Origin of the sequence: Streptomyces sp. NPDC021356 (genome assembly GCF_040641015.1) — a bacterium.
Lineage (GTDB): Bacteria > Actinomycetota > Actinomycetes > Streptomycetales > Streptomycetaceae > Streptomyces.
Genome location: NZ_JBFACU010000005.1, coordinates 122,943 through 144,826 on the forward strand (window position 1 = coordinate 122,943; position 21,884 = coordinate 144,826).

At 74.4% G+C, this 21,884-nt stretch carries 19 protein-coding genes; 3 read left to right on the forward strand and 16 right to left on the reverse strand.

All coding sequences use genetic code 11. The features are described from left to right. Window positions 1-93: 93 nt before the first annotated feature. From AB0G56_RS08375 to infC, 9 genes are all read right to left on the reverse strand, one after another. Window positions 94-1,446: a transcriptional regulator gene (locus AB0G56_RS08375; protein WP_360965539.1), complete on the reverse strand. Its 1,353-nt coding sequence runs from the start codon at window positions 1,444-1,446 to the stop codon at window positions 94-96. A gap of 273 nt (window positions 1,447-1,719) precedes the next feature. Further along, on the reverse strand, window positions 1,720-2,604 hold the full coding sequence (locus AB0G56_RS08380; protein ID WP_360965542.1) for a PP2C family protein-serine/threonine phosphatase: 885 nt from the start codon (window positions 2,602-2,604) through the stop codon (window positions 1,720-1,722). A 253-nt stretch (window positions 2,605-2,857) separates the two neighbouring features. Beyond that, window positions 2,858-5,362 (reverse strand): phenylalanine--tRNA ligase subunit beta, encoded by a 2,505-nt coding sequence (gene pheT / locus AB0G56_RS08385; protein WP_360965545.1) that lies wholly within the window; start codon window positions 5,360-5,362, stop codon window positions 2,858-2,860. Then, window positions 5,362-6,483, reverse strand: coding sequence for a phenylalanine--tRNA ligase subunit alpha (gene pheS / locus AB0G56_RS08390; RefSeq protein WP_360965548.1), 1,122 nt, complete (start codon window positions 6,481-6,483; stop codon window positions 5,362-5,364). Before pheS ends, pheT begins: the two co-directional genes overlap by 1 nt. Window positions 6,484-6,631: 148 nt before the next feature. After that, a complete protein-coding gene (locus AB0G56_RS08395; RefSeq protein ID WP_360965550.1) occupies window positions 6,632-7,798 on the reverse strand; it encodes an ATP-binding protein in 1,167 nt (388 codons plus the stop codon). 52 nt (window positions 7,799-7,850) lie between these two features. Beyond that, window positions 7,851-8,714, reverse strand: coding sequence for an RNA methyltransferase (locus AB0G56_RS08400; RefSeq protein ID WP_360965553.1), 864 nt, complete (start codon window positions 8,712-8,714; stop codon window positions 7,851-7,853). A gap of 204 nt (window positions 8,715-8,918) precedes the next feature. Next, on the reverse strand, window positions 8,919-9,302 hold the full coding sequence (gene rplT / locus AB0G56_RS08405; protein ID WP_006141703.1) for a 50S ribosomal protein L20: 384 nt from the start codon (window positions 9,300-9,302) through the stop codon (window positions 8,919-8,921). Window positions 9,303-9,413: 111 nt separating this feature from the next. After that, window positions 9,414-9,608, reverse strand: a complete 195-nt coding sequence (gene rpmI, locus AB0G56_RS08410) for a 50S ribosomal protein L35 (RefSeq protein ID WP_007829094.1) — start codon at window positions 9,606-9,608, stop codon at window positions 9,414-9,416. A 111-nt stretch (window positions 9,609-9,719) separates the two neighbouring features. Continuing rightward, window positions 9,720-10,370 carry a translation initiation factor IF-3 gene (gene infC / locus AB0G56_RS08415; RefSeq protein WP_360966046.1) on the reverse strand — a complete coding sequence of 217 codons (651 nt, stop codon included), beginning with the start codon at window positions 10,368-10,370 and terminating at the stop codon, window positions 9,720-9,722. Between the two features lie 373 nt (window positions 10,371-10,743). Here infC and AB0G56_RS08420 point away from each other — a divergent pair, with 373 nt between their 5' ends. Next, window positions 10,744-11,100 (forward strand): DUF1844 domain-containing protein, encoded by a 357-nt coding sequence (locus tag AB0G56_RS08420; protein WP_360965558.1) that lies wholly within the window; start codon window positions 10,744-10,746, stop codon window positions 11,098-11,100. Window positions 11,101-11,112: 12 nt separating this feature from the next. Here the strand turns inward: AB0G56_RS08420 and AB0G56_RS08425 are convergent, their stop codons facing one another. Continuing rightward, window positions 11,113-11,850 carry an SseB family protein gene (locus tag AB0G56_RS08425; RefSeq protein WP_360965560.1) on the reverse strand — a complete coding sequence of 246 codons (738 nt, stop codon included), beginning with the start codon at window positions 11,848-11,850 and terminating at the stop codon, window positions 11,113-11,115. 106 nt (window positions 11,851-11,956) lie between these two features. On the opposite strand from AB0G56_RS08425, the gene AB0G56_RS08430 reads away from it, so the two are divergent. After that, entirely contained in the window at window positions 11,957-12,994 is a 1,038-nt protein-coding gene (locus tag AB0G56_RS08430) for a serine hydrolase (RefSeq protein ID WP_360965563.1), read from the forward strand. A 49-nt stretch (window positions 12,995-13,043) separates the two neighbouring features. On the opposite strand, the gene mycP is transcribed toward AB0G56_RS08430, so the two are convergent. After that, a complete protein-coding gene (gene mycP, locus AB0G56_RS08435) occupies window positions 13,044-14,231 on the reverse strand; it encodes a type VII secretion-associated serine protease mycosin (RefSeq protein WP_360965565.1) in 1,188 nt (395 codons plus the stop codon). A 38-nt stretch (window positions 14,232-14,269) separates the two neighbouring features. Further along, window positions 14,270-15,388 (reverse strand): hypothetical protein, encoded by a 1,119-nt coding sequence (locus AB0G56_RS08440; protein WP_360965568.1) that lies wholly within the window; start codon window positions 15,386-15,388, stop codon window positions 14,270-14,272. A gap of 665 nt (window positions 15,389-16,053) precedes the next feature. Between AB0G56_RS08440 and AB0G56_RS08445 the strand changes: the two genes are divergently transcribed. Next, window positions 16,054-17,256, forward strand: coding sequence for an amino acid deaminase/aldolase (locus tag AB0G56_RS08445; protein ID WP_360965571.1), 1,203 nt, complete (start codon window positions 16,054-16,056; stop codon window positions 17,254-17,256). 27 nt (window positions 17,257-17,283) lie between these two features. Here the strand turns inward: AB0G56_RS08445 and AB0G56_RS08450 are convergent, their stop codons facing one another. From AB0G56_RS08450 to AB0G56_RS08465, 4 genes are read right to left on the reverse strand one after another with little or no spacing between them, the layout of a single operon-like run. Further along, window positions 17,284-18,237, reverse strand: a complete 954-nt coding sequence (locus AB0G56_RS08450; protein ID WP_360966049.1) for a DUF2510 domain-containing protein — start codon at window positions 18,235-18,237, stop codon at window positions 17,284-17,286. A 48-nt stretch (window positions 18,238-18,285) separates the two neighbouring features. Beyond that, window positions 18,286-19,092 (reverse strand): 3-oxoacyl-ACP reductase, encoded by an 807-nt coding sequence (locus AB0G56_RS08455; protein ID WP_360965574.1) that lies wholly within the window; start codon window positions 19,090-19,092, stop codon window positions 18,286-18,288. Then, the gene (locus AB0G56_RS08460) at window positions 19,089-20,492 is read right to left on the reverse strand and encodes an aldehyde dehydrogenase family protein (RefSeq protein ID WP_360965577.1); all 1,404 of its coding nucleotides are present in this window, start codon (window positions 20,490-20,492) and stop codon (window positions 19,089-19,091) included. The genes AB0G56_RS08455 and AB0G56_RS08460 overlap by 4 nt, the downstream gene beginning before the upstream one ends. Before the next feature lie 11 nt (window positions 20,493-20,503). Next, a complete protein-coding gene (locus AB0G56_RS08465; protein ID WP_360965580.1) occupies window positions 20,504-21,868 on the reverse strand; it encodes a glutamine synthetase family protein in 1,365 nt (454 codons plus the stop codon). Window positions 21,869-21,884 lie beyond the last annotated feature (16 nt).

A 21,884-nucleotide genomic window follows, 5' to 3' on the forward strand; every position in this document is an offset into this window, starting at 1 on the left:
GGGACGGACGGGGAGGGCCGTGGGCCGGCCCAGGGCCGCGGGCCGCCGGGCGGGCGCGGCCGTAGCCGGCCCAGGGGCACAGGCCGTCGGGGGTCAGCGGGTCGTGAACAGCGGTACGCGCAGGGCCCCGTCGATGAGTTCGGCCGCCTCGGCCGTGCCCGCGCAGCCGCTGCGCACGAGGTGTTCGCGCACCGCCCGCAGCCGGTCCCGCAGCCGCTGGGACTCCATCCCCCGGGCCTGCTCGGTCATCCTGACCGCCGTGGCCACCGCCTGCTCCACGTTGCCCCGGCGCAGCTCGATGGTGCTGAGCATGGCCAGGCGGTGCACCCGGCCGCGGTCGTGCGCGGGGTTGTCCACCGCCTCGGTGGCGTGCTCCTCGGCCGCGGCCAGCTCGCCGAGACTGAGCAGCGCCTCCGCCACCTGGACGTTGACCAGGCCCGGCTGGACGTATCCGGTCTCGTCGGGCTCGTGTCCGCGCCGGATGCGTTCGGCGGCCTGCTCGGCTCGCCGGATGCAGGACAGCGCGCTCGTGCCGTCGCCGAGATGGGCGTACGCCTTGGCCTGCATCGCGAACAGGTCGGAGGCGAGCGCGGGCGTGATGTGCCGGCCGGCGGTGCGCAGCGCCGCCTCGGCGAAGGCGACGGCCTGCCGGTACTCCCGCATGAACAGCGCCTGGTTGACCAGTAGCGCTATCACATAGGCCCCCAGCCCCCGGTCCCCGCTGGCCTTGGCGAGCCGCAGCGCCTGGTGGAAGTAGCGCTGGGCGAGGCCGTGCGCGTCGGAGTCGTACGCGCAGATCCCGGCGACCGCCACCAACCCGCCGGTGGCCCGGTGCAGTTGGCGGCCGGTGGCGTCGGTGTAGCCGCCGCGCAGCAGCGGGGCCGCCTCGGTGTTGAGGAAGCCCACGATGCGGCTGCGCGTCGCCACCCCGCCGGCCTTGCGGTACATCTGCTCGTAGTGCGTACGGGCCGCGCGCAGCATCTCGATGTCGGCCGGGGTGACCCGGTGCCGGCCGCCCCGCGAGACGTCCACGTCCTCGGGCGGGTTCTCCCATTCCCACACCGGCATCACGGCCGGGGTGCCGGTCACGGCGGGGGCGCCCAGGACGTGCGGGCGCTGCTGCTCGTCGGAGCGCCACAGGGCGGTGGCCCGTTCGACGAAACCGGACAGGGAGGTGCCGTGCGGGACGGACGGCCCGCCGGGGACGCCCAGGCCGATGTCGTCGAGGGTGACGGGCCGGTGCAGGCGGGCGGCCAGCACCTCGCAGATCAGATCGGGCACCTGACCGCGTGGCCGCTGGCCCTTCAACCACCGGGCCACGGCCGTGTGTTCGTAGCGGAGCGCGAGGCCGCGCGCCCGGCCCGCCTGGTTGACGTGCGCGGCCAGACCGGCGTGCGAGATGCCCGCCTCGTCCAGGATCGCGTCGAGCAGAGTGTTGGGCTGCATGTCGAACCCCCCGGGTGGCTCGGTGCGGACAGCGTAGTGCGGGGCGGTTCACACGGGGTGTGAAGCAAGTGCCCGCATCCGCGCGGTGCGCGCACTGTCGCGTGGCGGGGGCTGCCGGTTGACTGAGGTGCCTCGCCAAGAGGCCGGCCGGGCCGCCCGCTCCCCCTCGCACCGTGCGGCGGCCCGCTGCCGCGCCGCCCGCTCCGCCGTCTGCCCGACACTCCGTGGCGGGGCGGGCGGCGACCAGGTGCCGGGACGGGCACCGCGAGCGCCCTACGGGCGGCGCTGGACGACGAGGACGGCGGCGTCGTCGGCGCGGCGGTGACCGGTGTGGCCCAGGAGGCGGGTGAAGACGGCCCGGAGCACCGACTGCGCGGAGAGGGGACCGGCGCGGGCGGTCTGCGCGAGGACGGTTCCCAGCGGGAAGAACCGGCCGCGGGCGTCCCGTGCGTCCTCCACTCCGTCCGTGTGCAGCAGCAGTGTCTCGGCGGGCAGCAGGCGGCCGAGTTCCGCGACGGGCAGGCGGGACGGCAGGGGGAACAGGCCCAGCGGCGGCAGCGGTTCGCGGCGGGACACGGGCGTGGCCGTCCCGCCGCCCAGCCGGTACGGCCACGGGTGCCCGCAGTTGAGGGCGAGCAGGGTGCCGTCGGCGGCGATCTCCGCCAGGAGGACGGTGACGAAGTCCTCGGCGGCCGCCGCTTCCCGCGCATCGTCCCGGGCGCGCTGGTGGCGGGCCAGGGCCCGGTCCAGGCGGCGCAGCACGCCCGCGAGGTCCGCCTCGTCGTGGGCGGCCTCGCGGAAGCTGCCGAGGACGGTGGCGGCGGTGCCCAGAGCGGCGAGACCGTGGCCGCGCACATCGCCCATGACGATCCGTACGCCGTGCTCGGTGGGGATCACCTCGTACAGGTCACCGCCGACGGCCGCGCCCGGGTCCGCGGAGAGCTGGGCCGCCGCCACGTCCAGGTCGGCGACGCGGGGCGGCAGGGGCCGCAGCAGCACGCTCTGCGCGGCGCCCGCGACCGCGCGGGCCTGCCGCAGCTCGCGCAGCATGGCCCGGCGGGCGTGCAGGAAGAGGCCGGTGCAGGTGCTCACGGCCAGGAACACGGCGCCCGGCCGCACTCCGCGGGGAGCCCCAGCCCTGATGCGGATCATGACCATGGCCCCCCAAGAGGCGCTGACAGCGCGGACCGGCCCCGAAGGGCCGGTCCGATTCTGTCGATCGCGTCCGCGGCAGGGAACCGGAACCCCGGCCTCTGCCACCCGAACGAGTGAGGGGGCCCGCGAAGCGCCCCCGAAAGGGGCACGGGGCGCTGTCGACAGCGGCTCCGCCGCGGGCGCGGCCGGCCGAAGGACGACCCGCGCCCGGCGACCGGCCGGCAGTCCCCCGCCCCTTCCCGGGGACGCTGCGGAGCTAGCTCCGCAGCTCCGCCCCGGTCCGCGCGGCGGCCAGCGCCACCGCCGCGTCGCGGGCGGCTGACGCCTCGTCCACCGTCAGCGTGCGGTCGGGGGCGCGGAACCGCAGCGCGTACGCCAGCGACTTGCGCCCGTCACCGAGCTGCTCGGCGTTCTCGTAGACGTCGAACAGCCGCAGGGACTCCAGGAGTTCACCGGCGCCCTCGCGCAGCGCGGCCTCGACCTCGACGGCCGGGACCGGCTTGTCGACGACCAGGGCGACGTCCTGCGTGGCGACCGGGAACGCGGAGATCCGCGGCGCCCGGGCGACGCCGTCCCCGGCCCGCTGGAGCAGGTCGAGGTCGATCTCCATGGCGCAGGTGCGCTCCGGCAGGTGCATCGCCTTGACCACGCGCGGGTGCAGCTCGCCGGCGTGGCCGACGAGGGTCTCGGCGCGGTCCACCTCGGCGTACAGCGCGGCGCACCGGCCGGGGTGCCAGGGGGCGTGCTGGTCGGCGCGGATGCTCAGCTCCACCCCGGCCTCGCGCGCCACGGTCCGCGCCGCCTCGATCGCGTCCGCCCAGTCGGACGGGCGGCCCTTGCCCCACCAGCCGGCCTGCTCACGGGCGCCGGCGAGCACCACGGCGGCCCGGCGGGGCTGGCGCGGCAGCGCGGCGTCGAGCGCGGCGAGCTGGTCGGCGGCGGGCCGGCGGTCGGCGGGCAGCCGGACCGCAGCCTCCTCCTGGCCGGTGGGCCGGAAGACCAGGCCGGTCTCGAACAGCGCCAGGTCGTGGCTGCCGCGCCCGTCGTTGCGGCGCAGCGCGCCGAGCAGGCCCGGCAGCAGCGTCGTGCGCAGGGCGGGCTCCTCGTCGGAGAGCGGGTTGGCGAGGGTGACCACGGTGCGGCGCGGGTCGTCGGCGTCCAGGCCGAGCTGGTCGAGGACGGCCTCGCCGATGAACGGGTAGTTCGGCGCCTCGACGTAGCCGGCGCCGGCCAGCGCGCGGCCGACGCGGCGGTGCAGCCGCTGGCGGGCGGTCAGGCCGCGGCCGGGCAGCGGCCGGGGCAGCGTGGAGGGCAGGTTCTCGTAGCCCTCCAGGCGGATGACCTCTTCGGCCAGGTCGTTCGGGTCGGTCAGGTCGGGCCGCCAGGACGGCACGGTGACGATCAGCTCGTCCTGGCCGTACACGTCGCAGCCCACCTGCTGGAGCCGCCGTACGACGGTCTCGCGGCCGTAGGTGACGCCCGCGACCTTGTCGGGGTGGTCGGCCGGGATGGCGATGGTGCGCGGCGCGGCCGGTGCGGTGATCTCGGTGACGCCCGCCTCGGCGGTACCGCCGGCGAGCAGGACCAGCAGGTCGACGGTGCGCTGCGCGGCGGCGGAGGCGGCCTGCGGGTCGACGCCCCGCTCGAAGCGGCGGGACGCCTCGGAGGTCAGCTTGTGCCGGCGGGCGGTGCGCGCGATGGCGACCGGATCGAAGTGGGCGGCCTCGACGACGACCTCGGTGGTGGTGCCCTCGGTGTCGTCGATCTCCGTGTTCGCGCCGCCCATGACGCCCGCGAGGCCGATCGGGCCGCGGTCGTCGGTGATGACCAGGTCCTCGGCGGACAGTGTGCGGGTGACGCCGTCGAGGGTGGTCAGCTGCTCGCCGCGCTCGGCCCGGCGCACCCCGATGGCGCCCTGGACGCGGGAGCGGTCGTAGGCGTGCAGCGGCTGGCCCAGTTCCAGCATCACGTAGTTGGTGATGTCGACGGCGAGCGAGATCGGCCGCATGCCGGCCTTCTGCAGGCGGCGCCTCAGCCAGATCGGGGAGCGCGCCTCGGGGTCGAGGCCGGTCACCGTACGGGCGGTGAAGCGGTCGCAGCCGAACGGGTCGGAGATCTTCACCGGGTGGCCGAAGGCGTTCGGCGCCGGTACGTCCAGCAGGGCCGGGTCGAGCAGCGGGCGGCCGTAGGCGATGGCGGCCTCGCGGGCGACGCCGCGGATCGACAGGCAGTAGCCGCGGTCGGGGGTGACCGCGATGTCCAGGACCTCGTCGACGAGCTGGAGCAGCTCGATGGCGTCGGCGCCGACCTCGTGCTCGGGCGGCAGCACGATGATGCCGTGCGTGCCGTCGTCGCCCATGCCCAGCTCGTCGGCGGAGCAGATCATGCCGTGCGAGGTCTTGCCGTAGGTCTTGCGGGCGCTGATGGAGAAGCCGCCGGGCAGCGTCGCCCCGGGCAGGACCACGACGACCTTGTCGCCGACGGCGAAGTTGCGGGCGCCGCAGACGATCTCCTGCGGCTCGCCGGTGCCGTTGGCCCGGCCGACGTCGACGGTGCAGAACCGGATCGGCTTCTTGAAGCCCTCCAGCTCCTCGATGGTCAGCACCTGGCCGACGACGAGCGGGCCCTTGAGGTCGGCGCCGAGGTGTTCGACGGTCTCGACCTCGAGGCCGGCCGAGACCAGCTTCTCCTGGACGTCGCGGCCGGTTTCCGTCGCCGGCAGGTCGACGTACTCCCGCAGCCAAGAAAGCGGGACCCGCATCAGATCTCCATCCCGAACGGCCGGGTGAACCGGACGTCACCCTCGACCATGTCTCGCATGTCTTCGACGTTGTGGCGGAACATCAGCATCCGCTCGATGCCGAACCCGAAGGCGAAGCCGCTGTACTTCTCCGGGTCGACGCCGCAGGCGGTGAGCACCCGCGGGTTGACCATGCCGCAGCCGCCCAGCTCGATCCAGCCCTCGCTGGAGCAGGTGCGGCAGGGGCGGTCGGGGTTGCCGACGGACTCGCCGCGGCACACGTAGCAGACCATGTCCATCTCGGCGCTGGGCTCGGTGAACGGGAAGAAGTTCGGCCGCAGCCGGGTCTTCATCCCCTCGCCGAACAGCGACTGCACCATGTGGTCCAGGGTGCCCTTGAGGTCGGCCATGGTCAGGCCCTCGTCCACCGCGAGCAGCTCCACCTGGTGGAAGACCGGGGTGTGCGTGGCGTCCAGCTCGTCGGTGCGGTAGACCCGGCCGGGGCAGATCACGTAGACGGGCAGCTCGCGCTCCAGCAGGGAGCGGATCTGCACGGGCGAGGTGTGGGTGCGCAGCACGAGGCCGGAGTCGGCGCCGCCGTCACCGCCCCGCACGAAGAACGTGTCGTGCTCGCTGCGCGCCGGGTGGTCCGGTCCGATGTTCAGGGCGTCGAAGTTGTACCACTCGGCCTCGACCTCGGGGCCCTCGGCGACCTCGTAGCCCATGGCCACGAAGATGTCCTCGATGCGCTCCGAGAGGGTGGTCAGCGGGTGCCGGGCGCCCGCCGGTACGCGGTCGTGGGGCAGCGTGACGTCCACGGCCTCCTCGACCAGGACGCGGGCGTCGCGCTCGGCCTCCAGCTCGGCCTGGCGGGTGGCGAGGGCCTTGTTCACGGCGCCGCGGGCCATGCCGACGCGCTTGCCGGCGTCCGCCTTGGCGTGCGGGGGCAGGGCGCCGATCTCGCGGTTGGCGAGCGCCAGCGGGGAGGCCGGGCCGGTGTGGGCGACCTTGGCCTCGTGGAGCGCGTCGAGGGAGTCCGCGGCGGCGAAGGCGGCGAGCGCCTCGTCCCGCATGCGCTCGATCTCTTCCGGTTTCAACGTCTCGACCTCGACAGGGTCGTACGACTTATTGGGTGCGGACATCTCTTCCCGTGTTTCCGATCGGCTGGCTGACGGTCCCCGTCACCGACTCGTGGACATTCCGTCTCCAGTGGTGGGACACAAAGGTGCCAATGGCCGAGTCTAACGGGGCGGGGGAAAGCGGATGCGCCCGTGGGGCCTCGGCCGCTCCTCAGAGGAGGTGCGCCGGGGTGCCCACGGGCAGGGTAAATCGGAACCGCGCGCCGCCGCCGACGGCGCGGCCGACCGTGATGGTGCCTCCGTGGGCCTCGACGATGCCCTTGACGATGTAGAGCCCGAGGCCCGTGCCGCCGCGCTTGCTGCCCCGCCAGAAGCGGGTGAAGACGCGGTTCATGGACTCCTCCGGGATGCCGGGCCCCTCGTCGCTCACCGTGACCGACGTCCCGGCGTCCTCCCCCTCTCGGGGGGACGCCGCGGGCGTGACGTCAATGGTGACCGTTCCCTCGCCGTGCCGCACCGCATTTTCGATGAGGTTGCTCAGCACCTGGTCGATCTTGTCGGGGTCGGCCCAGAGGTCGGGCAGCGGTTGTTCCAGGCGGACGAGGAACCGGTCGGCGGGCTGGCCGGCGGCGACGTAGGCCTGGACGTGCCGGCCGACCGCGGCCCCTATGTCGACGAGCTGGCGGCGCACCTCCAGCCGGCCGGAGTCGATGCGGGAGATGTCGAGCAGTTCGGCGATGAGCCGGGTGACGCGGTCGGCGTCGGCGTCGACGGTCTCCAGCATCAGCCGCTTCTGGTCGTCGGTGAACCGCTCCCACTTGGCGAGCAGGGTCGCGGTGAAGCCCTTGACGGAGGTCAGCGGCGAGCGCAGTTCGTGGGCGACGGTGGCGATCAGCTCGGCGTGGCTGCGTTCGGTGCGGCGGCGGGCCTCGGTGTCGCGCAGGCAGACGATCACGCGGCGGACGGGTCCGGTGGGCCGGTCGCGGACGTAGCTGGCCGACACCAGGACCTCCCGGCCGCCGGGCAGCAGCAGGTTGCGTTCGGGCTGAGCCACGCGGATGGCCAGGCCGCCGTAGGGGTCGGTGAGCTGCCACCAGCGGCGGCCCTCCAGGTCCTCCAGGGGCAGGGCCTTGTCCAGGTGCTGTCCGAGGGCCTGGCCGGCGGGGACGGCGGTGATGCGGGCGGCGGCGGTGTTGAAGCAGGTGACGCGGCCGTTCTCGTCGGCGATCACCAGGCCGTCGGGCAGCTCGTCCGGGTCGACGGCCGGGCCGGCGGCGGCAGCGGCAGCGGCAGGTGGCGCGGCTGCCCGGCGCGCGCCGCGTGCGCCCGGTACCGCCCCGCGTGCGCCCGGTACCGCCCCGCTGGTGCCGACACTCATCCCTTACCCCACCTTCCCGACGGTGCAGCGGGCCCCCGAGCTGGTCACCCTACTAGTTCGAGGTGAGGGAGCGGCATCCTCCGCGGGCGCGCTGGGCGCGGGCCGACGCGTAGAGGCATACGGCGGCCGCGGTGGCGAGGTTCAGGCTCTCGGCCTTGCCGTGGATGGGGACGCGGACGACGGCGTCGGCCAGGGCCCGGGTCTCCTCGGGCAGGCCCCAGGCCTCGTTGCCGAACACCCAGGCGGTGGGGCCGCCCATGGTGCCCTTGTCCAGCTCGTCGTCGAGGTCGTCGCTGCCCGCGCCGTCGGCGGCGAGGATGCGCACCCCGGTGCCCTTGAGGGCGGCGACGGCCTGTTCGACGGGGACGCCGACGGCGACCGGCAGGTGGAACAGCGAGCCGACGGAGGCGCGTACGGCCTTGGGGTTGTACAGGTCGACGGAGGCGTCCGTGAGGACGACGGCGTCGGCGCCGGCCGCGTCGGCGCAGCGCAGCACCGTACCGGCGTTGCCGGGGTCGCGTACGTGCGCGAGGACCGCGACGAGGCGGGGCCGGGCGGCGAGGATCTCCTCGAACGGCGTGTCGAGGAACCGGCAGGTCCCGACGAGGCCCTGCGGGGTGACGGTGGTGGAGATGTCGGCGATGACCTCGTCGGCGGCGAGGTGGATCCGGGCGCCGGCGGCGCGGGCCTCCCCCACGATGTCGGCGTAGCGCTCGGCGGCCTCCACCGTGGCGAAGAGTTCCACGAGCGTGGCGTCGCCGCCCGGGGCGCGGTGCGCGGCGGCCTCCCGCACGGCCTGCGGCCCCTCGGCGAGGAAGAGCCGGTCCTTCCCCCGGAAGTTCCGCTTGGCCAGCCGCCGCGCGGCGGCCACACGGGCGGAACGGGGTGAGATCAGCTCGGGAGTGGCGGGGGGCATCCTCTTACCTTCGGATAACTACGTGCGGTGGCGTACGCGCCCCTGAAAGGGGTGCGGGCTGTTTCGATATGCGGCTCCGCCGCGTGGGCGCGAGCAACCACGACCGGACCCGCAGCCGGACGGCAACGGCCGCAGGCCCAACAGCAGGACCCGCAAGCCTGAAAGCTTGCGGGTCCTACAACACCGACTCGAGCCAGCGCAGCGTCACGCGGCCTTCGGCGCGTTGACGTCGCTCGGCAGAGCCTTCTGGGCGACCTCGACGAGCGCGGCGAACGCGTTCGCGTCGTTGACGGCCAGCTCAGCGAGGATCTTGCGGTCGACCTCGACGTTCGCGGCCTTCAGACCCTGGATGAAGCGGTTGTACGTGATGCCGTTGGCGCGGGCAGCGGCGTTGATGCGCTGGATCCACAGCTGGCGGAAGTCACCCTTGCGCTTCTTGCGGTCGTTGTAGTTGTAGACCAGCGAGTGGGTGACCTGCTCCTTGGCCTTGCGGTACAGGCGCGAACGCTGACCGCGGTAGCCGGAGGCCTGCTCGAGGATCGCCCGGCGCTTCTTGTGGGCGTTGACTGCCCGCTTGACGCGTGCCACTTGTTTGACTCCTTGTAGCGGGGCCGTGGTTGTGCTCACACGGCCCGGAAACGATTGGGTCCCGGTCCTGACGTACGGCGCGCGGTGATCGTGGGATCACGCGCCGCCGCGTCACTTGCCGAGAAGCTTCTTGATCTTCTTGGCGTCGCCCGGGGCCATCTCGGCGTTGCCGGTCAGGCGACGCGTCAGACGGGACGACTTGTGCTCGAGCAGGTGGCGCTTGCCGGCGCGCTCACGGAGCACCTTGCCGGAGCCGGTGACCTTGAAGCGCTTGCTGGCACCGCTGTGCGACTTGTTCTTCGGCATAGCGCCGTTCTCTCCTCGTCGGTGGCGCTCCGGTGCCCGGTCACGAGAACCGGGCACGGATGGAGCGTCGCTCTTGTTTCGGTTACAACCTGGGACGCGAGGTCCCGGGGGTCACGCCTCGGCGTGCTCCTCGGCGGGCTCTTCGTCAGGCGCCTCGATCTCCGCGGCGTTCTGCGAGCGGCCGGGGTTGGCCTTCGCGTCCGCCTTGCGGGCTTCCTGCGCCTGGCGGGCCTCGGCCATCGCCTCGGTCTTCTTCTTGTGCGGACCGAGAACCATGATCATGTTCCGGCCGTCCTGCTTCGGGTTCGACTCGATGAAACCGAGGTCCTGGACGTCCTCCGCGAGGCGCTGCAGCAGTCGGTAGCCCAGCTCGGGGCGGGACTGCTCGCGACCACGGAACATGATCGTGATCTTGACCTTGTCGCCCTGCTTGAGGAACCGGACGACGTGACCCTTCTTGGTGTCATAGTCGTGCGGGTCGATCTTCGGCCGGAGCTTCATCTCCTTGATGACCGTGTGCGCCTGGTTCTTGCGCGCCTCACGGGCCTTCATGGCCGACTCGTACTTGAACTTCCCGTAGTCCATGAGCTTGCACACGGGCGGACGGGCGTTCGCCGCGACCTCGACCAGGTCCAGGTCGTACTCCTGCGCAAGCTCCAGTGCCTTGGCCAGCGGGACGATGCCCACCTGCTCGCCACTGGGACCGACAAGTCGCACCTCGGGAACGCGAATCCGGTCGTTGATGCGGGGCTCGGCGCTGATGGATCCTCCTCGGTAGCACCACGCGACGGTCTGGCGGACAGCCGCGTACGTCTGTGTTCCTAAGACCTAACCGCGCCGAAGCAGAAAAAATGCCCCGGACGATCACAGGCGGGGCTCCTCGAACTACCGGAGCGACCGCCGCGATGGCCGCGGGGCGCGCATTTCGGGCGGGTCGCCGCCGCTGGGACGGGACCGCCTGACCGGTGACCCGCCGCCCTGGGGGCGGTCAGGTGGGAGTTCGAAGCCTCCACTTGTGGGCCGGACTCGCTAGCCGTGGAGCACGCGCGTCCAGCCGGTCGCCCACCAGATTAGCAGGATCGCTTGACAAGGGCTAATCGAGGCGCGACCGGCGGGACCACCTATCGTGTGGGACATGAGTGAGACCCCTCCTGAGACCCCCGACTTCGACGCCATGACCCGCGACATCGCGGAGGTTCCCGCGGTCGAGGTGATCGTGACGGTCGCCGTCAACCTGATGAGCGCCGCCGCCGTGAAGCTCGGACTGACCGAGGAGGGCGACACCTACAAGGACCTGGACGAGGCCCGCAAGCTGGTCACCGCGCTCGCCGGTCTGCTGGACGCGAGCGCCACCGAGATCAGCTCCTTCCACGCGGCACCGCTGCGCGACGGCCTGAAGTCGCTGCAGCTGGCCTTCCGCGAGGCCTCGCTGGTCCCGGACGAGCCGGGCCAGGGCCCGGGCGAGAAGTACACGGGCCCGATCTACGGCTGATCCCGCCCCCGCCTACCCCCGCACGTACAAGGGCTCGCCCGGCGGCGTCGCCCCGGCCGGCAGCAGTGCCAGGTCGAGGCCGCGCACCAGGCGGGCCCTCAGTGTGTCGCTGGCGGCCAGGCGCCCGGCGACGGCACGGGCGGTGTCGGCCGGGGCCGCGGTGGCCGCCGGGTCGAGGACGAGGGCGAGGGTGCCGTCGGCCTGCCCCGGCCCCAGACAGGCGCTCAGCACGGCCGGTTCGGCGGCCACCGCGTCCCGTACGGCCGCCACGACCGCCGGGTCCGCCAGCGGGTCGGCGGTCGTGCGGCCCTCGGCGAGCGCGCGCAGCGCGGACCCGGTCAGCTCGAACGGGACCGGCCCGGCCAGATCCAGGACGACCGTGTCCGCCTGCTCGTGCGCGGCGGCCTCCAGCGCCTGGCGCAGGGGTACGGCCACGGGGCGGGCCGCCGGGTCCCAGAGCGCCAGGGAGGCGGTGGAGGTGAAGGCGGGCAGCGCGGTGCGGTGACCGGCCTTCAGGGTCGGCACGGCCATGTCGCTGGTCTTCTCGCGGCGCAGGCCCCTCTCGTCCTCCTCCACCTCACCGAGCACGGCGACGACGGGCACGAGCAGCCGGGCGCCCGCGAGCGCGCCCAGCACCGGGTCCACGGCGGTGCGGTCCTCGGCCCAGGCGGCGAGCGCCGCGCTCAGCCGCGGGTCGGCGGAGCCGTCGTCGTCGGAGAAACCGGGGTCGGGGATGTTCTTGTTCGCCACGTCCCCGAGCCTATCGGGGGCCGTTCACCGTTTTCTCAGGCTCCCCCGACCCGCGTCTCACGCCGGCCCCACGGCACGCACAGCCGCCGCCACGACCATCGCGGCCATGGAGTCCCCGGCCCCCGGCCACCACCGTCGCCGCCCGCGCCCCTGCCGACGCGGGCGCCCGCTGCGCGCCGCGTTCGTCTGCGCCGTCCTCGTCGGCGTCACGGCCACGGGCACCGCGTACCTGACGGCCCGCACGGGCTCGGCCCGCACGGTCTCCGGCGCCGTATCGTCCCCGTCGGCGCCGGCCCCGGCGCCGACGGGGACGAGCGGGAGAGCGGGGGTGGAGGCGGTGAGGGAGCCGGTGGCGGGCCGGACGGCGCTCCTGGCCACGGCGATGGGATCGGTGCCGGTGGCGGCGGGCGCCGCCGTTTCGGTCGCGGTCCTCGACCTCGACTCCGGGCAGGGCGCCGGGTACGGGGACGGGGTCTTCGAGACGGCGAGCGTCGTCAAGGTCGACATCCTGGCGGCCCTGCTGCTCCAGGCCCAGGACGCCGGGCGACGGCTCACCGCGCGGGAGCGGACGTACGCCACCGCGATGATCGAGGACAGCGACAACGACTCGGCGTCGGCGCTTTGGCGGAGCATCGGCGAGGCCGGCGGGCTGGACGCGGCGAACCGCCGGTTCGGCCTGACGGCGACCTCCGGCGGCGACGGCACGCTGTGGGGGCTGACCCGGACCACCTCCGCCGACCAGCTCGCCCTGCTCAAGCAGGTGTTCGGGCGCAAGTCGAAGCTGAGCGCGGCGTCGCGGGCGTACCTCCAGGGCCTGATGGGAGGGGTCGCGGACGACCAGGACTGGGGCGTGTCCGCCGCCGCCGACGGCTCCGCGTGGGCCCTGAAGAACGGCTGGCTGCCGCGCAGCACCACCGGTCTGTGGGTCGTCAACAGCATCGGGCGGGTGACGGTGGGCGGGGACGACTACCTGGTGGCGGCCCTGTCCCACGGGAACGCGACGAAGGAGGCCGGCATCTCGCTGGTGGAGGCGTCGGCACGGGCGGCGGTGTCGGTGTTCACGACGCCCGCCGCTGCGGCCGCGCGGTCCGCTGCGCCTTCCGCTCCGTCGTCCGCTGCGCCTTCCTCTTCCACGGCCGGCTGACGACGGGCGGGGCGGGCTCCGCCGCACGCCCGCCCCGGGCCCCGGGCCGCTACGGCTGGAAGTCGTGGAGGTCGTCCCGTTCGCGCCGTCCGCGCCACAGGACGGCCGCGGCGACCAGCAGGACGCCCCCGGCGCCGCCCGCGAGGGGGCCCGCCCAGTCGGCGCCGTCGTCCTTCACCGCGGTGTCGGGGCCGGGCCCGAAGTACCGTTCGCCGTACGCCGCCGCGCGCAGCCCCACGGGCTTGACACGGCCGGCGGCCTCGATGGCGGCGACGGGGTCGATCATGCCGAAGCCGCGGGAGTCGTCCCGTCCGCCGACCGGGGCGTCGCGGGCGGTGTCCTCCAGGAGCTTCCTGATCTGCGCGGGCGTCAGGCCGGGGTGCGCGGCCTCGATGAGGGCGACGGCGCCGGAGACGAAGGCGGAGGCCGCGCTCGTGCCCCAGCCCTTGTAGTACCTGTGGTCCGGGTCGGCGATGACGATGTCCACGCCGGGCGCGCTGACGGTGGCGTACCAGCGGCGCGTGGAGAAGGCGGCGCGGGTGCCGTAGCGGTCCACGGCGGTCGCCGCGATCACTCCCGGGTAGGCGGCCGGGTAGGAGACGTGGTCGCCCTTGTCGCCGCCGTTGCCCGCCGAGGCGACGACGACCGTGCCCTTCTTCAGCGCGTACTGGACGGCCTCGTCCTCGGCGGGCTCGGGGTGCGCGGAGTCGGAGTCGTCGCCGAGGGAGAGGTTGATGACGTCGGCGCCGTGGTCGGCGGCCCAGCGGATCCCGTCGGCGAGCGCGTCGCCCCGGGTGGTGCGGGCGCGGGCGCGGGCCGCGTCGCCGTCCTCGAGGATCACCCGGACGGGCAGGATCTTCGCCTCGGGGGCGAGGCCCAGGACTCCGTCGGCGCCGCCGGGACCGTGGCCGTGCCCGGCGATGATGCCGGCCATGGCGGTGCCGTGCCGCGCCCAGGTGTCGTCGCCGCGCCGCGCGCCGAAGCCGATCAGGTCCTTGGCGGGCAGGACGTTGCCGGTGAGGTCGGGGTGGTCGGCCTCCACACCGGTGTCCAGTACGGCAACGGTGACGCCCTTGCCCTTGGTCAGGCGCCACGCCTGCTGGACGTGCAGGGAGTCCAGGGCCCACTGCTGGGCCCGGATGCCGTCGGCGTGCGCGGCGGTGGCCGGGACGAGGGCGAGCCACGCGGCGAGCAGGAGGCTCAGGGCGCCGCTCCGCCGGGTGAGGAAGGCTTTCACGGGAGATACCGGGGATTCGGGAGAGGTGGCCGAGGCTGTCACGAGGGCTTCTCCGTGGCGGAGCCGGCGGTCTCGGAGCCGGCGGTCTCGGAGCCGGCGGTCTCGGAGCCGGCGGTCTCGGAGCCGGCGGTCTCGGAGCCGGCGGTCCTGCGGAAACCGCGTTCGATGCGGTCGGCAAGGCCCTGCGCCTCGTTGCCGAGCCCCGCCTGGGCCACGGCGGTGCCGGCGCCCGCCTTCATCGCGTCGGCGGCGGACTGCGGGGTGTCGACGGTGCGGCCGTCGGCCCAGCCCGAGACGGCGTAGACGACCACGGGCGCCTCGGTCAGCACGGAGACGGTCCAGGACGCGCGCTGCCGCAGGCCGAAGGACGCGGCGACGGTGTCCTTGGCCGCGTACGGGCGGGGCATGAGGTCCGTGCGCCGGCCCAGCCCCTCGCTCCGGAACCGGGCCGCCAGGGAACCCATCGCGGGGGCGTCGGCCTTGGTGAAGAGCAGGCCGACGGTGGTGACGAAGCTCTGGGTGGCGTCCGTGTAGGTGGCGCGCAGCAGGCGGCTGCAGCCGACGGGGGCGAGGGCCTTGCGCAGCAGCGGGTCGAAGGTGTCCGCGCAGCCGCTGTCCGGGGCGACGGCGACCCGGGTCCAGGTGCGGTCGGCTCCGCCGGGTCCGGCGCCCTGGCCGTCCACCGTGGGCGGGAAGAGCCGGTCGACCGGGATGCTGTGCCAGAGGGTGCCCGCCGTGGTGAAGGACCCGGCGGTGCCGTCGTCGCCCGTCTCCCCGGTGAGCCAACTGCCGGTCAAGGCGCCGCCGATCAGCCCGAGGCCGAGGACCACGCAGAGGGCGGCCAGGGCGGTCCGGGGCCGTATGCGCACACCGAGGGCGCGGCCCCGCCCGTGCTCGTCGTACCCCTCGGGCTCCCCGAGGGTCACGAAGGGCCGCGCCACGGCGCCGGATCGGCTCCCGGGCGGCGCGGAGGCGACGGACGCGCTCCAGGACAGCGCCGGTCCGGGCACGCCGCCGCTGCCGCCCGGGGCGGAACAGGTGTCGCGCCCGTGGTCGCGGGCGGGGCGGACGGAGGCCTCCCCGGCGACCGGTCCGGCGAAGTCCGTACGCGGCGGCGCATCGGGAAAGCGGGCCGAGGCGGGCGGCGGGGGCGGCACGGCCGGTTCCGCGGGCCGCCGGACCGGAGTCCGGAAGGCCGGGGGCGGGAAGGCCGGGGGCGGGAAGGCCGGGGGCGGAGGCTGGGCGGCCGGGGGCGTGGGCTCCTCCGCAGCCCGGGCGGCTCGCGCCGGAACGGCCGGCCGGACGCCGGGCGCCGTCGGCGCGGTGCCGGGCGCGGCCGTCGGCGCGGTGCCGTACCAGGACGCGACGTCCCCTGCGGAAGCGTCCGCCGCGGGTGCGCCGCCGTCATCGCTGCTCCGCGCCGTGGCCGGGGCGGCCGCCGAGTGGCCGGGTGGTGCCGTGGCGCCGCGTGCGGGGGCAGGGGGGCGGGGTGGTCTCGGGGGGCGCGGGGGTATCGGAGCGTGGCGTGCTTCCGTACTCATGCACCCCCCGTTTCGCTGTGCCCGGGCCGTGCCCTCGTGCCCGGCCGCCGTTCTCGTTGCCCCGCCCGGTGCCGACTCGCCGTCACCGGACACGCATACCCGTACGAACGAAGTGCCATCCCGACTCAGGCCGGCGGCCGGGAACGTGCCGCCGCCGCGCCGTACGTGCGCGTCACTCTACGGGCTGAGCGCGCGCGGACGGGAACCGGTCCGCGCGCACGGGGACATCTGCCCGGAACGTCCCCCTACCCTGCGGTAATCCTGTCTGGCAGGCTGCGTCCATGACCGCACGCGCCGCAGACCGGGCCCGTTACGACCGGGCCACCGCCCACCTCGACGCCCCCGTCGCGATCGTCGACCTGGAGGCCTTCGACGCCAATGCCGACGACCTGCTGCGCCGCGCCGGCGGCAAACCGGTCCGGGTGGCCAGCAAGTCCGTGCGCTGCCGTGCACTGCTCGAACGGGCCCTGGCCAAGGACGGTTTCGCGGGCATCATGTCGTTCACGCTCGCCGAGTCGCTGTGGCTGGCCCGCTCCGGGTTCGACGACGTCCTGCTCGCCTACCCGTCCGCCGACCGCGCCGATTTCGCCGAACTGGCCGCCGATCCCAAGCTCGCCGCCGCCGTCACGGTGATGGTCGACGATCCGGCGCAGCTCGACCTGATCGACGCCGCCCGCGAGGGCGGAGGCGAAGTCGTGCGGGTGTGCCTGGAGTTGGACACGTCGCTGAAGCTGCTCGGCGGCCGGGTCCGCGTCGGCGCGCGCCGTTCCCCGCTGTACTCCCCCGCCCAGGTCGCCGAGATGGCCCGTACGGTGGCCCGGCGGCCGGGGTTCCGGCTCGTCGGGATCATGGCGTACGAGGGGCACATCGCCGGCGTGGGGGACGCGGTGGCCGGGCGGCCGCTGCGTTCGCGGGCGGTCCGGCTGATGCAGGCGGCGGCGCGCCGCGAACTGGCCGAGCGGCGGGCCGCGGTGGTGCGGGCGGTCCGCGCTGTGGCCCCGGACCTGGAGTTCGTCAACGGCGGTGGCACGGGCAGTGTCCAGCACACGGCGGCGGAGGCGGCCGTGACCGAGATCGCCGCGGGCTCGGGCCTGTACGTGCCGCGGCTCTTCGACAACTACACGTCCTTCAGGGGCCGTCCGGCGGCGCTGTTCGCCCAGCCGGTGGTGCGGCGCCCGGGGGTCGGGATCGTGACGGTCCTGGGCGGCGGCTATCCGGCGTCCGGCGTGGCCGGGCAGGACCGGCTGCCGGTGCCGTACCTGCCCGAGGGCCTGCGCTACGACCCGCAGGAGGGGCCCGGCGAGGTGCAGACCCCGCTGCTCGGCTCGCCCGCCGACGACCTGCTGATCGGTGACAAGGTGTGGTTCCGGCACGCCAAGGCCGGGGAGCTGTGCGAGCGGTTCGACGCGCTGCACCTGGTCGAGGGCGACCGGGTGACGGCGACCGTGCCGACGTACCGGGGCGAGGGCCGCACCTTCCTGTGAGCCGGTGAGCCGGTGAGCCTGCCAGGCTCACCCGGGCGGGCCGATGCTGCTGCCGACCCCGCCCCCGGTGCCGGTGTCGCCGACCGGCCGGATGCCCTTGGTGATCCGGTCCATGTCGGCCAGGGGCGGTCCGCCGGGTCCCGCGTCGAAGACGAAGCGGACGATGACGGGGGCCTCGGTTCCGGTGCTGGAGGCGAAGGCCAGCGACTCGACGTAGCCGCCGGGGCCCTTGCCGGTACGGACGCGCCAGCGCACGAAGTATCCGGCGCGGCCCGCGACCGCCACCTGCCCGGAGGCGACCGCCTGGTGCGAGGTGATGCCGTCGTAGGGGCGCGCGCCGGCCGCGTTCTCCTCGTACGCCGCGTCGGCGGCGTCGGCGATGTCGTTCCCGGCCAGGGTCCGGGGCGGGGTGCCGTCGGCCGCGCTGGGCGTCCGGGTGCTCACCAGGCCGTGCCGGCACAGTCCGGCGCCCGCGGGGCAGTCGTACGTGCCGTGCGTGGTCATCACCACGTCGTCCGCCAAGACGTACTGCGGTTCCTGCCAGCCGGGGAGCAGCGGAAGCGTGATGCCGTTGAGCTGGTCGACGACGGCGGACGGACCGCCGGTGGCGGCCCCGGACGAGGAGCCGGAAGGGGACGCGGACGGGGAGGCGGGCAGTGAACGGGGCGGTGCCGCGGGGGCCTGCGAGGCGGGTGGTCCGCCGGGGCCGGCGCTCGGCGCGGTGGCGTCCTCGCCGCCGCCCCGGCCGAGCAGGACCGCGCCGGTGACGATCGCGGCGGCGAGGACCGCGCCGGCCGTGGTCAGGGCCGCCGCCTTGGCCCGGCGGGGCCCGGCCCCGGCGGGCGCGGAGGGCGGCGGCGCGAGCGGCCGGTCCTCGGGAGCCCCGGGAGTGCGCCGGTGGTCGGTCCAGGACGAGCCGTCCCACCAGCGCTCCCCGTGCGGGGCCGACGGATCGCGGTACCAGCCGGGCGGGGGTGTCATGCTCACTCCGGCACTGTAGGACGGATCGCCGGGCCGCCGCAGGGGTGTCTACAGCGGGGTGACGTACGCCCCCGAGATGCCGCCGTCCACCAGGAAGTCGGTGGCGTTGACGAAGGACGAGTCGTCGCTGGCGAGGAAGGCGACGGCGGCGGCGATCTCCTCGGCCTCCGCGAACCGGCCGAGGGGGATGTGGACGAGGCGGCGCGCGGCGCGTTCGGGGTCCTTGGCGAACAGCTCCCGCAGGAGCGGGGTGTTGACCGGTCCGGGGCACAGGGCGTTCACGCGGATGCCCTCGCGGGCGAACTGCACGCCCAGTTCCCGGGACATGGCCAGCACACCGCCCTTGGACGCGGTGTAGGAGATCTGCGAGGTGGCCGCGCCCATGCGGGCCACGAAGGAGGCCGTGTTGATGATGGAGCCCCGCCCCTGGCGCCGCATGTAGGGCAGGGCGGCCTTGCAGCACAGGTAGACGGAGGTGAGGTTGACCTCCTGGACGCGCCGCCAGGCCTCCAGGCCGGTCTCCAGGATGGAGTCGTCGTCGGGCGGCGAGATGCCGGCGTTGTTGAAGGCGACATCCACGCTGCCGTAGGTGTCGTGGGCGGCCCTGAACAGCGCCTCGACCTGGCCGGGGTCGGTGACGTCGACCTGGACGAACAGGCCGCCGGTCGCCTCGGCCGCGGCCTTGCCGCTCCTCTCGTCGATGTCGCCGCAGACGACGTGGGCGCCCTCGGAGGCGAGCCGGCGCGCCGCGGCGAGGCCGATGCCGCTGCCTGCTCCGGTGACGACGGCGGTGCGGCCGACCAGTCGGCGGCAGACCGCCGCGGGGGTCGCTTCGGTCGCTGTCTCTTCGGTCACTGTGCGGGGCCCTCCGTGCTGATGAAGACGTTCTTGGTCTCGGTGAAGGCGGTCAGGGCGTCGGGGCCGAGTTCGCGGCCGACGCCGGACTGCTTGGCGCCGCCGAAGGGGGTCCAGTAGCGGACGCTGGCGTGCGAGTTGACGGACAGGTTCCCCGCCCGGACGGCCTGGCAGACGCGCAGGGCGCGGCCGACGTCCCGGGTCCAGACGGAGCCGGACAGGCCGTAGGGGGTGTCGTTGGCGAGGCGGATGGCGTCCTGTTCACCGGTGAAGGGCAGCAGGACGGCCACGGGTCCGAAGATCTCCTCGCGGGCGGCGGCGGAGTCCGGGCGCTCCCCGGTGAGCACGGTCGGCGGGAACCAGAAGCCCGGCCCGTCGGGTGCGGTGCCGCGCAGGGCCGGTGCCTGCGGTGGGACGTAGGAGCGTACGCGCTCGCGTTGCCCGCGGGAGATCAGCGGGCCCATCCGGGTCTTCTCGTCGGCCGGGTCGCCCACCACCACGGCGGCCAGCGCCTCGGCGAGCAGTTCGCGGACCTCGTCGTACACGGAGTCCTGGACGAGGACGCGGGTGCGGGCGCAGCAGTCCTGGCCGGCGTTGTCCAGGAAGGAGAACGGGTCGGCGGCGGCCTTGAGGTCGGCGTCCGCGAAGACGATGTTCGGGCTCTTGCCGCCCAGTTCGAGGGTGACGGGCTTGATGTGCCGGGCGCAGCGTTCCATGACCTCGCGGCCGGTGCGGGTGGAGCCGGTGAAGACGATCTTGGCGACGCCGGGGTGGTCGACCAGGGCGCGGCCGGCGGTGCGGCCGTGGCCGGGCAGGACCTGGAACAGGTGCTCGGGCAGGCCCGCTTCAAGGCCCAGCTCCGCCAGGCGCAGTGCGGTGAGCGGGGTGGTCTCGGCGGGCTTGAGCAGGACCGCGTTGCCGGCGGCGAGGGCCGGGAAGGAGCCCCAGGCGGCGATCGGCATGGGGAAGTTCCAGGGGGCGATCACGCCGATGACGCCCAGGGGTTCGAGGAAGGTGACGTCCCAGCCGCCGGGTACCGGGATCTGCCGGCCCAGCAGCCGCTCGGCGCCACCGGCCGCGTACAGCAGCAGGTCGCGGGCGTTGCCGGCCTCCCAGCGGGCGTCGCCGACGAGGTGGCCCGCCTCGCGGACCTCCAGCTGGGCCAGTTCCTCGATGTGGCCGTCGACGACGTCGGCGAAGCGGCGCAGCAGCCGGGCCCGGTCGGCGGGGGCGGTGGCCGCCCAGGCCTGCTGGGCCCTGGCCGCGCGGGTGACGGCGCGCTCGACGTCGGCGGCGCCGGCGGCGGGGACGGTGGCCACGGTCTCCTCGGTGGCCGGGTTGAGGACCAGCAACTCGGGCTCGGGCTCGGGCTGGGGCTCGGGTCGGGGCTCGTGCGGCACGGCGGGGCCTCTCACATGCGTTCGAAGGAGCGGCGCAGCTCCCAGTCGGTGACCGCGGCGTCGAACGCGTCGAGTTCGACGCGGGCCATGTTGCGGTAGTGCGCGACGACGTCGTCGCCGAAGGCGGCCTTGGCGATGGGGCTGTTCTCCCACAGCTCGGCGGCCTCGCGCAGGGTCGTGGGGACGTGCTCGTGGTCGGCGGTGTAGGCGTTGCCCCGGCACGGCTCGGGCAGGGGCAGGCGCTGTTCGACGCCGTACAGGCCGGCCGCGACCAGTGCGGCGACGGCCAGGTGCGGGTTGACGTCGCCGCCGGGCAGCCGGTTCTCGAAGCGCAGGGAGCGGCCGTGGCCGACGACGCGCAGGGCGCAGGTGCGGTTGTCGTGGCCCCAGGCGACGGCGGTCGGGGCGAAGGAGCCGGGCTGGAACCGCTTGTAGGAGTTGATGCCCGGGGCGTAGAGCAGGGAGAAGTCGCGCAGGGCGGCGAGCTGTCCGGCGAGGAAGTGCCGCATCACCTCGGACATCTCCCCCGGTTCCGCCCCGGCCATGACGTTGGTGCCGTCGGCGTCGGCGAGGGAGAGGTGGATGTGGCAGGAGTTGCCCTCGCGCGCGTTGTACTTGGCCATGAAGGTGAGCGAGACGCCCTCCTGGGCGGCGATCTCCTTGGCCCCGGTCTTGTAGAGGGCGTGCTGGTCGCAGGTGACGAGCGCCTCGTCGTAGCGGAAGACGATCTCGTGCTGGCCGGGGTTGCACTCGCCCTTGGCGGACTCGACGGTGAGGCCGGCGCCGGCCATGTCGTTGCGCAGACGGCGCAGCAGGGGCTCGATGCGGCCGGTGCCGAGGATGGAGTAGTCGATGTTGTACTGGTTGACCGGGGTGAGCCCGTGGTATCCGGCGTCCCAGGCCTGTTCGTAGGTGTCCTTGAAGACGATGAACTCCAGCTCGGTGCCGACCTGGGCCCTCCAGCCGTGCTCGGCGAGGCGGGCGAGCTGGCGGCGCAGGATCTGCCGGGGGGCCGCGGCCACCGGCGAGCCGTCGTTCCAGGCGAGGTCGGCGACGGCCAGGGCGGTGCCGGGGTGCCAGGGGATGCGGCGCAGGGTGGCGAGGTCGGGGTGCATGGCGAAGTCGCCGTAACCGCGGTCCCAGGAGGACATGGCGTACCCGTCGACCGTGTTCATGTCGGCGTCGACGGCGAGGAGGTAGGTGCAGCCCTCGGTGCCGTGCCGCAGGACCTCGTCGAGGAAGAAGCGGGCGGCGAAGCGCTTGCCCTGGAGCCGTCCCTGCATGTCCGGGAAGGCCAGGACCACCGTGTCGATCTCGCCGCCGGCGACGAGTGCCCGCAGTTCCTCGACGGTGAGCGGGGGTGTGCGGTCTGCCACGGGCGGGCCTCCTCGG

Bases quoted from the DNA above. Each gene is read 5' to 3' on its own strand.
- AB0G56_RS08375 (WP_360965539.1), bottom strand. From the start codon at position 1,446: ATGCAGCCCAACACTCTGCTCGACGCGATCCTGGACGAGGCGGGCATC.
- AB0G56_RS08380 (WP_360965542.1), bottom strand. From the start codon at position 2,604: ATGGTCATGATCCGCATCAGGGCTGGGGCTCCCCGCGGAGTGCGGCCG.
- pheT (WP_360965545.1), bottom strand. From the start codon at position 5,362: ATGCGGGTCCCGCTTTCTTGGCTGCGGGAGTACGTCGACCTGCCGGCG.
- pheS (WP_360965548.1), bottom strand. From the start codon at position 6,483: ATGTCCGCACCCAATAAGTCGTACGACCCTGTCGAGGTCGAGACGTTG.
- AB0G56_RS08395 (WP_360965550.1), bottom strand. From the start codon at position 7,798: ATGAGTGTCGGCACCAGCGGGGCGGTACCGGGCGCACGCGGGGCGGTA.
- AB0G56_RS08400 (WP_360965553.1), bottom strand. From the start codon at position 8,714: ATGCCCCCCGCCACTCCCGAGCTGATCTCACCCCGTTCCGCCCGTGTG.
- rpmI (WP_007829094.1), bottom strand. From the start codon at position 9,608: ATGCCGAAGAACAAGTCGCACAGCGGTGCCAGCAAGCGCTTCAAGGTC.
- AB0G56_RS08420 (WP_360965558.1), top strand. From the start codon at position 10,744: ATGAGTGAGACCCCTCCTGAGACCCCCGACTTCGACGCCATGACCCGC.
- AB0G56_RS08430 (WP_360965563.1), top strand. From the start codon at position 11,957: ATGGAGTCCCCGGCCCCCGGCCACCACCGTCGCCGCCCGCGCCCCTGC.
- AB0G56_RS08445 (WP_360965571.1), top strand. From the start codon at position 16,054: ATGACCGCACGCGCCGCAGACCGGGCCCGTTACGACCGGGCCACCGCC.
- AB0G56_RS08450 (WP_360966049.1), bottom strand. From the start codon at position 18,237: ATGACACCCCCGCCCGGCTGGTACCGCGATCCGTCGGCCCCGCACGGG.